This window comes from Hallella mizrahii (assembly GCF_009695775.1).
GTDB lineage: Bacteria > Bacteroidota > Bacteroidia > Bacteroidales > Bacteroidaceae > Prevotella > Prevotella mizrahii.
This window is the reverse complement of record NZ_VUNG01000024.1, coordinates 49205-59220: the sequence shown is the minus strand read 5'-3', so window position 1 is coordinate 59220 and position 10016 is coordinate 49205. Positions and strand designations below refer to the sequence as shown.

Sequence of the window (10016 nt, the reverse complement as noted above, 5' to 3'; positions counted from 1 at the left end):
GGCGTTTCTTGTGTACGAACATGATGCAAAGATAGCTTGCGCCACCCAAAAATCCAAATACAAAGTGTCACTTTATTGATTTTTAATGATTTACGGCCGTTAACGGCTATTAACGTGGAAAACAGGATAGCGGTATGTGCCTTTTGCGCCGTGTCTGCCTTGCGTGTTTGCCGACACTTCCACAAGGCCGTGTCGTACGAGATGCTTGATAGTGGGATCGGAGGAGTAGTCGTTGAAGTCTCCGGCAATGATAATGCGGGCCTGAGGTGACAATGTTCTGACAGAATCAACAGAGAGCAATAAGCGCTCAACCACTTTCTGCCGATAGGGTCGGGAAACCTGTTCGCCACCGCGGCGGCTGGGCGCATGTACGGCGAAGACATGCAGCGTGTCGCCCGAGATCAGCTGTCCGCAGGCATAAAGGATGTCGCGCGTGGGACGGAAGCCTTTCGGTGGCGCGATACGGATGGAATGATAGCTGATCAGGGCAAAGGAGAAAGGAGAGTAGAGCAGGGCCACGTCGATGCCGCGTTCGTCTGGGCTGTCGGTCATCACATATTCATAGTCAGCGTTGCGAAGCAGCGACCGCTTGGTGAGATCGCGCATTACGCTGTCGTTTTCCACTTCGGTAAGAACCACCATGTCGGGTATCACTTTCGTGGAGTCGAGTTCGCCACAGGAGAGAATGTCCTGCCCGATGCGGTTGAGCTTATGCCAATAGCGCGACGGTGTCCAGTGCATGGCGGAGGTGGGCAGGAACTCCTCGTCGTGCTTGAGACTGTCGTGCTGCGTGTCGAAAAGATTCTCGCAGTTCAGCTCTACAAAGGTGAACAGACAGATGAGCAGATACATTGGCTAATGTTGAATGTTGAGTGATGAATGATGACTTACTCCAATGTTGAATGTTGAGTGATTCTAATGTTGAATGATGAATGATTCTAATGTTGAGTGTTGACCTACTCTATACCCAACTTCCAATGTTCAAGCCCTAAGCCCTCTTTGATGGGAGAGGAAATGGTTGAGCATTTCCCTCCCTTTAGGGAGGGCTAGGGAGAGTCTTTACTCGTCCTCGAGGAACAGCGGATCTTCCGGTGTGACCATCGTCGGCTTCTGCTCGAACTGCTTCAAGAGCGTCTCCGGCACATAGCGCTTGTTGACCACGAGGCGGAACATATAGTTTTGGAACCAGTTGTCGGTCATGATCAGATAACCGTTCTGCCCGTAGGTCGGTCCCCAACTGTTCTCCACCTTCCACTTCAGTGGCTTACCCTCAGCGTTGAGGTCGACGGCGGTGAGAGTCATGGCATGGGTCGAACCACTGTCGAAGGTCTCGATGCGCTGAGCTTTGTTCATGCCGAAAGTAGTACCCAGCAACGAGCCGTAGTCGAAGTTGTCGGTGTCGAGATAGCCACGTTTGCGGTCGAGCTGCTTGCCCACGTCGTAGCTGGAGTACATCTTATGCCCGTCTTTGAGCGAGGCGATGGCGAGGCTCTCAATCTCGTCCATCGGCAGGTTGAGGTATTTCCAGTTGTGTCCGTCGTAGGTGTGGCGGTCATATTCCACTTCGTACGTCTTATGGTAAGGCCGTCGTGGGTCGTTCATCACCATGATGAACGTGCCGTTGAGCGGTTCGCCTACCGTAGCCTGATAGAACGACTTCGGCGTGTAGGTCTTTGCGGATCCCACGGCCTTGCCGTTTTTGTCACGGAAGGTGTAGGTAAACTCCTTGACCGGCTCGCCCAGCGTCAGCGTGAGGATGTGATAGATGGTCCCGAGCATCTCGGTCTTGCGCTTCTTGATATCGGTAGCTTTCTTGCCGTCAGCGACCATTCGACGCAGTTCCAGACCGAACTCACGGAGTTTTGACGACACCATCTTCTGCATCTGCGAGGTATTGTCGCTGGAGAAAGTCTCCGGCATGACATTCATCGGCACCAGTCCGTATTTCTCGCTCAGGTCAGCAACGCCACAGAAGGTGCCGCCGTCTCCGATGGGGTTGCGGAAGAAAAATTGCACGCGTGTGTCGTCCATCGGCTTGCGTGCACAGTCGATGACCCCTTGCAGCATGAGATTGGCCTTTTCCAGCTGATCATAGAAGAAGAGGTAGGAGTGAGAAAACTCCACGCGCACCGAGTCGCCGTGAGCCTTGGCAAAGTTGGCGCGCAACACGTTGAGTCCGGAGAACATCCAGCAGCGTCCTGAACTCTTCTGGTCTTCGATATTCTGCTTGGGAGTCTCCACACTGAAATAGGTATCGACTTCACCTAAGTTTTTGTAGTTCTTGGCCAGGTCATCGATCTTGTTTGAAGCGATAGCGTTGGCCAAAGCCTTGTAAGCCGGGTTCTTGCTTTGCGACTGCTCAATCTGTTGCAGCATTGAGGCAGAGATGCCGCCGTCGCGTGTCTGTGCCAGCATGGAACTGGAGGCAGCCACGAGGAGCACAGCCAGAAATGTTCTTTTCTTCATATTTGTGAGATTATGGTTGATGTTCATGCAAAGATATTGTTCCTTGCAAAGGTAGCAAAAATTATGGTCTTTTCACTATATTATCAATTAAATATTGTACCTTTGCAAGGCTATAGCAAACGAAATTGAATGGATAAGAATAAATACGGACTTCTTAGTCAGATCAAATATCCTTCCGAATTGAGGAAACTCAGCGTCGAGCAGTTGCCGGAGCTTTGCCGGGAGCTCAGGCAGGATATTATCGACGAAGTGTCAGTCAACCCCGGACATTTCGCTTCCAGTCTTGGTGTGGTGGAGATCACCGTGGCATTGCACTATGTCTTTGATACACCCGAAGACCGTATCGTATGGGATGTGGGCCATCAGGCCTACGGCCATAAGATTCTGACGGGCCGAAGAGACACGTTCTGCACCAACCGCAAGATGGGTGGTGTGCGTCCTTTCCCTTCACCGGAAGAGAGTCCATACGACACCTTCACCTGTGGCCACGCGTCGAACAGCATCTCTGCCGCGCTGGGCATGGCAGTGGCAGCCCGCAAGAGCGGACATCCCGAGCGTCATGTCGTAGCCGTCATCGGCGACGGTGCCATGAGTGGCGGACTGGCTTTTGAAGGACTGAACAATGTCAGTTCCACGCCCAATGATCTGCTGATTGTTCTCAACGACAACGATATGAGCATCGACCATGCTGTTGGCGGCATGGAGAAATATCTGCTCAACCTCGACACCAACGAAACTTACAACCGACTGCGCTTCAAGGCTTCGCAATGGCTGCACGCCAAGGGCTATCTCAACGATGACCGGCGGAAGGGAATCATCCGACTCAACAATGCCTTGAAGAGCGCCATCAGCCATCAGCAGAATATCTTTGAGGGCATGAACATTCGCTACTTCGGACCCTTTGACGGACACAACGTGAAGGAAGTGGTAAGGATCATGCGTCAGCTCAAGGATATGCGGGGCCCTAAGCTGTTGCATCTCCACACGGTCAAAGGCAAAGGTTACGAGCCTGCCGAGAAAGCCGCCACCATCTGGCACGCTCCTGGCCGCTTCGATCCGGAAACGGGCGAGCGCATTGTGCCCGACACAAGCAACGAGCCTCCAAAGTTTCAGGAAGTCTTTGGCCATACGCTGTTGGAGCTGGCAAGGCGCAATCCCAAGATTGTTGGGGTTACTCCCGCCATGCCTACGGGTTGCTCGATGAACATCATGATGAAGGAGATGCCTGACCGTGTCTTTGACGTGGGTATCGCTGAGGGTCATGCCGTGACATTCTCCGGTGGTATGGCCAAGGACGGCTTGCTGCCTTTCTGCAATATCTACAGTGCTTTTGCTCAGCGCGCCTACGACAATATCATCCACGATCTGGCTATCCTCAACCTGCCGGTAGTGCTTTGTTTAGACCGTGCTGGTCTTGTCGGCGAGGACGGACCGACACATCATGGTGCTTTCGATATGGCGGCTTTGCGTCCTATACCCAACCTTACCATTGCCTCGCCGATGGACGAGCACGAGTTGCGCAAACTGATGTATACCGCCCAACAGCCAGGGATGGGGACCTTCGTGATCCGCTATCCACGTGGTCGTGGGCATCTTGTCGACTGGCAGTGCCCGCTTGACGAGATAGCTGTCGGCACCGGACGTGTCATCCATGAGGGCACCGATGTGGCAGTGATCACCATCGGACCCATCGGCTACGACGTGGAGAGTGCCATCCAACAGATCGAGAGCGAAGATCCAAACCGCAAAAACCATGTGGCTCACTACGATCTTCGCTTTCTCAAACCACTCGACGACCATCTGCTCAACGAGGTCGGCTCGAGGTTCAAGCACGTGATCACTGTAGAGGACGGCGTGCGCAACGGCGGCATGGGATCGGCAGTGCTTGAGTGGATGAGCGATCACGGCTACCATCCCGATGTCGTCAGACTGGGACTGCCCGATTGTTTTGTGGAGCACGGCACCGTGGCCCAGCTGCGGGAGAAGTGGGGACTGGATGTCCCAAGTATTAAAAAGACGATAGAAGAAAGTTTGACATAGACTTATGAAAATCATCATTTCCGGCGCATACGCCATTGGTACCTATTTGGCACGGTTGCTCTCCCGCAATCAGGAAGAGATCACCGTGATCGATGACGATGAGGAACGGCTGGCCCGCATAGGCACGGACTATGATTTGCTGACTCTTTGCGGCTCGGCCTCCAGCGTGAAGACACTCAGGGAAGCCAATGCCGGTGACGCGGATCTGTTTATTGCCGTGACACCCGACGACAATGCCAACATCAACAGTTGTGTACTCGCCCACGCCCTGCACGCCCGCAAGACGGTGGCAAAGATCGACGACAGCGAGTATATGGAGCCCGACATCCGGCAGTTCTATAAGGAGCTGGGTGTTGACGAGCTCATCTATCCAGAGATGCTCGCCGCACGCGACATTATCAACGGATTGCGCATGTCGTGGGTCAGACAGCGTTGGGATGTGCACAACGGCGCACTGGTGATGCTTGGCATCAAGTTGCGGGAGTCGTGTGAAATTCTCAACCGTCCCCTCAAGGAACTTTGCGGTCCTGATGACCCTTACCATGTGGTGGCCATCAAACGCAAGGACGAGACGATCATCCCCGGCGGCAATGACGAGCTGAAATGCTACGACTTGGCCTATTTCATGACCACGAAGCAATATATCCCTTATATCCGCAAGATAGTCGGCAAGGAACATTATGTCGACGTGAAGAACGTGATGATCATGGGCGGCGGTGCCACTGCCGTGCGTGCCGTGCAGACCATGCCGGAATATATGAACACGAAGATCTTTGAAGTGGATCCTGATCGCTGTGACGAACTCAACCAGTTGCTCAACGACCAAGCCCTGGTCATCAATGCCGACCCGCGCGATATGGGCGTGCTGACCGACGAGGGTATCTACAACACCCAGGCTTTCGTCTCTCTCACGGGCAATGCCGAGACCAACATCCTGGCCTGTCTGGCAGCCAAGCGCATGGGCGTACGCAAGACCGTGGCCATGGTCGAGAGCATGGGCTATGCCAGTATGGCCGAAAGCCTCGATATCGGCACGATCATCAATAAAAAAGCCATCGCCGCCAGTCGCATCTATCAGCTCATGCTCGACGCCGACGTGATGAATGTCACCTTCTTGCTGTCGGCCAATGCCGACGTGGCAGAGTTTATTCCCAAGCCCGATTCCAAGGTGACCAGGAAAGCGGTCAAGGATCTAGGACTGCCGCAAGGCATGACCATCGGCGGACTGGTCAGAGACGGAGAGGGAATGCTGGTATCAGGAAACACACAGATACAGGCCGGCGACGATGTGGTGGTGTTTTGTCACAACGTCAACATGAAGAAGATCGAGAAGTTCTTTAATTGATGCGCGTCACTATCGCATCTGCAGACAAGTTTTAAGAAATAGGAGACAATAGGTGTGATCAACTTTAAAATCATTTATAAGATCCTGGGCTCGCTGCTCTTCCTTGAGGCTATTATGATGCTGGCGTGTCTGGGCATTGCTCTGTACTATGGCGAGGAAGACACCTTTGCTTTTCTCGTCTCCGTCCTCGTCACCGTGCTCTCGGGCATTATCCTCGGGTATAAGGGCCGCAACGCCGACAATATCATGTCGCGCCGTGACTCTTATCTGATTGTCACGCTCACCTGGACCGTATTTTCTCTCTTTGGCACGATTCCTTTCATGGTGGGTGGCTATCTCCATAGTTTCACGGATGCTTACTTTGAGACGATGTCGGGCTTTACCACGACGGGAGCCACCATCATCGATGATGTGGAGATTTTGCCCCATGGCATATTGTTCTGGCGGTCGTTGACTCACTGGATCGGCGGTTTGGGTATCGTGTTCTTCACCATCGCCGTGCTGCCGCAGGTGGTCGGCGGAAGCACGAAAGTGTTTGCCGCTGAGGCCACCGGACCGATCAAGAGCAAGCTCAGCCCAAGGCTCTCGACGAGTGCCAAATGGATTTGGCTCGTCTATCTGTTTATCACCTTTGGCTGCATGGCCGGTTTCATGCTCTTTGGCATGAACTGGTTTGAGGGGATCAACTATGCTATGTCGACAGCAGCGACAGGTGGCTACTCGATCTATAACGACAGTATCGAGCATTTCCATTCACCCGGAATGGAGTATACCGCCACGTTCTTCTGCTTCATCTCGGGCGTCAACTTCACGCTGTTTTATTGCGCGGTGGCGAAGAAAAAGGTACGGGCACTGTGGCGCGACACTGAGTTCCGGCTCTATCTGATACTCACAGCGCTGTTCACGGTCTTCATCATGATGGAGCTCATCGCGCGTAACCACTATGGCTTGGAGCATGCGTTCCGCTCTTCGCTGTTCTCCGTAGTGTCGTTTATGACGACGACGGGACTCTTCAACGACGATGCGGGCAAATGGCCTCATGTCACGTGGGTCGTTCTGGCCGTGTGTATGCTGGTCGGGGGCTGTTCGGGGAGTACGGCCGGCGGCATGAAATGCGTGCGCATCACCATGCTCTTTAAGGTGCTCCGCAATGAGCTCCGCCAGCGTCTCCACCCCCATGCCGTGCTGCCGTTGAAGATCAGTGGCGTGAACATCACTTATCCTCAGCGTGTCTCGTTACTGGCGTTTTTCACTGCCTATCTGTTGCTTATCTTCATCTCGGCTTTTGTGATGATAGCAGCGGGCATCGACAACACCAACGCCATCACCATCGCCATGAGCTGTATCGGCAATGTGGGACCGACATTGGGTTTGGAGATAGGCCCGACGATGTCGTGGTCGATGCTTCCCGACTTTGCCAAGTGGATCTGTACCATTATGATGCTCTTTGGCCGTTTGGAAATCTTCTCGGTGATCGTTTGTCTCACGCCTTCGTTCTGGACGAAAAATTAGTAAGATAGTGTCATGTTTGGATAATTGAGATGGTATGATGTCTTTTGTATTTACGTAACTTTGCAGTGTAAAATCGTATCTATAAATAGACATTAAATAAACTGATAAGACATGAAACCATTACGTTTTAAACCGCTTCTGAAGCAAACGCTGTGGGGTGGTGACAAGATCATACCATTTAAACATCTCCATGAGAATCTCGAAAACGTAGGAGAGAGTTGGGAGATCTCCGGTGTTCCCGGCAATGAGACCATTGTTAGCGAAGGGAAATATGCCGGCCAGCCGCTGAGTGCTGTCGTGGCAGACATGAAGGAGAAACTGGTGGGTGTGGCCAACTATCAGCGCTTTGGTAACGAGTTTCCGTTGCTCATCAAGTTCATCGATGCCGCCCAGCCTCTGTCCATCCAGGTGCATCCGACCGACGAGATAGCCCATAAGCAAGGCAAGGAGCGCGGCAAGACCGAGATGTGGTATGTCATGGACTCTGATCCCGATGCCAGCATGCTTGTGGGACTGAAGGAGAAGATCACTCCCGAGGAGTATAAGGAGATGGTGGCCAACGACACGATCGTGGACGCTATCGACCACTATGACGTCAAGGAGGGCGATTGCTTCTTCCTCCCCGCCGGACGTATCCACAGCATCGGCAAGGGATGCTTCCTCTGTGAAATCCAGCAGACGAGCGATGTCACCTATCGCATCTATGACTTCAAGCGTAAGGACAAAAACGGCAACTACCGGCAGCTCCATACCCAGGAGGCTGCCGAGAGCATCAACTACACAGTGTTGCCCAACTACCGCACGGAGTATGTACCCGAGGAAAACAAAGGCGTCATGCTCGTGCAGTGCCCTTATTTCCATACCCTGCTCTACGATCTGAGCAGTCCTGTGACCATTGACGTATCGGCTTTGGACAGCTTCATCATCACCATCGTCACAAAAGGCAGTGGTAAGCTCACCGACAACGAGGGCAACGTCATCGATGTGCAGGCGGGTGACAGCCTGATCTTCCCCGCTACAACCAAGCAGATCAAGACCGAGGGAAAGATGAAACTCATCGAGACCTACGTGTAAGCTAAACGAAAAAACGATTAGATAGATGATAGCGAAATAGCAAGTAGGAAAGACCTGCTTGCTATTTCTTTTTACAAAACACCTTCCACTTCAACTTGCAATCTAGAGAAGAGAAAACTGATATTCTCTCCTTAAAAACTCAAAATGCCGTCGTGTCCCCTCGATTTCTGTTGGGTCATGGGTAGAAAACAGTTGTTTGATACGGTCATTTCAGTTGTTTGACTCGGTCATATCAGTTGTTTGATCGGATCAAAAGCCTTTTCTGACCGAAAATTTTCTAGATAATTTTGCAAGAAAAGCCCTTCCTAATTTTCATGAGAAATGTATATATTTGTAACACATTGATTATCTGGTAGATACAAAAAAATTGCTATTTTTCGCGAAAATCAGAGCCAAGGAGGTCTTCGTGAAAAAGAATCGATTCTCAGAGCTCGTTTCTTGTCAGAAAAAACAACAAAGGGAAGAACCGCTCTGCAGGCTCTTCCCTTTGGCTTGTGGGTGATTATTCTTTGTGATCCTTGATGGCTTTCATCACCAGACCTGTAATTTCTTCCGAGAGTTCCGGGTTGTCGTTGATCAACTTGATGGTGGCGTCGCGGCCTTGGGCCAGCCGGCTGCCGTTGTAACTGAACCAGCTTCCGCTCTTCTGGACGATATTGTACTCCACACCGAGGTCCACGAGCTCGCCGGCCTTGTTGATGCCTTGTCCGAAGAGAATGTCGAACTCAGCTTTGCGGAAAGGAGGAGCCACTTTGTTCTTCACCACTTTCACGCGCACGTGGTTGCCATAGACTTCATCACCGTCCTTGAGCTGGCTGGTACGGCGAATGTCGAGACGAACGGAAGCGTAGAACTTCAGTGCGTTACCGCCCGTGGTGGTTTCAGGGTTGCCAAACATCACGCCGATCTTCTCACGCAACTGGTTGATGAAGATGCAGCAGGTGTTGGTCTTGGAAATCGTGCCGGTGAGCTTGCGCAGTGCCTGGCTCATCAGTCGGGCCTGCAGGCCGACGGCAGAGTCGCCCATGGTGCCCTCGATCTCTTTCTTCGGGGTCAGTGCAGCGACAGAGTCCACCACGAGGATGTCCACGGCCGATGAGCTGATGAGCTGGTCGGCAATTTGCAGTGCCTGCTCACCATTGTCGGGCTGGGAAATCCAGAGGTTGTCAACGTCCACACCGAGTTTCTCAGCATAGAAGCGGTCGAAGGCGTGCTCTGCGTCGATGAAGGCGGCGATGCCGCCCTGCTTCTGTGCCTCGGCAATGGCATGGATGGCCAGCGTCGTCTTACCTGACGACTCGGGACCGTAGATCTCGATGATGCGGCCACGGGGGTAGCCGCCTACGCCCAAGGCGCAGTCCAAGCCGATGGATCCCGTGGGGATGACCTCCACGTTTTCCACCTTCTCGTCGCCCATGCGCATGATGGAGCCCTTGCCAAAGTCCTTCTCGATCTTTGCCATGGCATCCTGGAGCGATTTCAGTTTGCCTTCACGCTCTTTCTTATCTTGTGCTGCCTTTTCTGCAGCCAATTCTTCTTCTGTCTTTGCCATTTCTGTTGTTGTCGTTTTAGGGTTTAT

General features: G+C 52.6%; 6 protein-coding genes and 1 pseudogene. 4 read left to right on the top strand and 3 right to left on the bottom strand.

What is annotated here, in order from left to right; genetic code table 11:
- Positions 1 to 126: 126 nt before the first annotated feature.
- Positions 127 to 852 (bottom strand): annotated as a pseudogene (locus FYJ73_RS09770) (endonuclease/exonuclease/phosphatase family protein); the annotation flags it as partial.
- 207 nt (positions 853 to 1059) lie between these two features.
- Positions 1060 to 2466, bottom strand: coding sequence for a C1 family peptidase (locus tag FYJ73_RS09765; RefSeq protein ID WP_154534535.1), 1407 nt, complete (start codon positions 2464 to 2466; stop codon positions 1060 to 1062).
- Positions 2467 to 2595: 129 nt separating this feature from the next.
- Between FYJ73_RS09765 and dxs the strand changes: the two genes are divergently transcribed.
- The 4 genes from dxs to FYJ73_RS09745 all read left to right on the top strand — a co-directional run bounded on the left by dxs (position 2596) and on the right by FYJ73_RS09745 (position 8437).
- Positions 2596 to 4506, top strand: a complete 1911-nt coding sequence (gene dxs, locus FYJ73_RS09760) for a 1-deoxy-D-xylulose-5-phosphate synthase (protein WP_154534534.1) — start codon at positions 2596 to 2598, stop codon at positions 4504 to 4506.
- A gap of 4 nt (positions 4507 to 4510) precedes the next feature.
- Entirely contained in the window at positions 4511 to 5851 is a 1341-nt protein-coding gene (trkA, locus tag FYJ73_RS09755) for a Trk system potassium transporter TrkA (protein WP_154534533.1), read from the top strand.
- Positions 5852 to 5905: 54 nt separating this feature from the next.
- A complete protein-coding gene (locus FYJ73_RS09750; RefSeq protein WP_336509596.1) occupies positions 5906 to 7363 on the top strand; it encodes a TrkH family potassium uptake protein in 1458 nt (485 codons plus the stop codon).
- Positions 7364 to 7474: 111 nt separating this feature from the next.
- Positions 7475 to 8437 carry a type I phosphomannose isomerase catalytic subunit gene (locus tag FYJ73_RS09745; protein WP_154534532.1) on the top strand — a complete coding sequence of 321 codons (963 nt, stop codon included), beginning with the start codon at positions 7475 to 7477 and terminating at the stop codon, positions 8435 to 8437.
- A 502-nt stretch (positions 8438 to 8939) separates the two neighbouring features.
- Here FYJ73_RS09745 and recA read toward each other — a convergent pair.
- Positions 8940 to 9989 carry a recombinase RecA gene (gene recA, locus FYJ73_RS09740; RefSeq protein ID WP_154534531.1) on the bottom strand — a complete coding sequence of 350 codons (1050 nt, stop codon included), beginning with the start codon at positions 9987 to 9989 and terminating at the stop codon, positions 8940 to 8942.
- Positions 9990 to 10016: the final 27 nt, after the last annotated feature.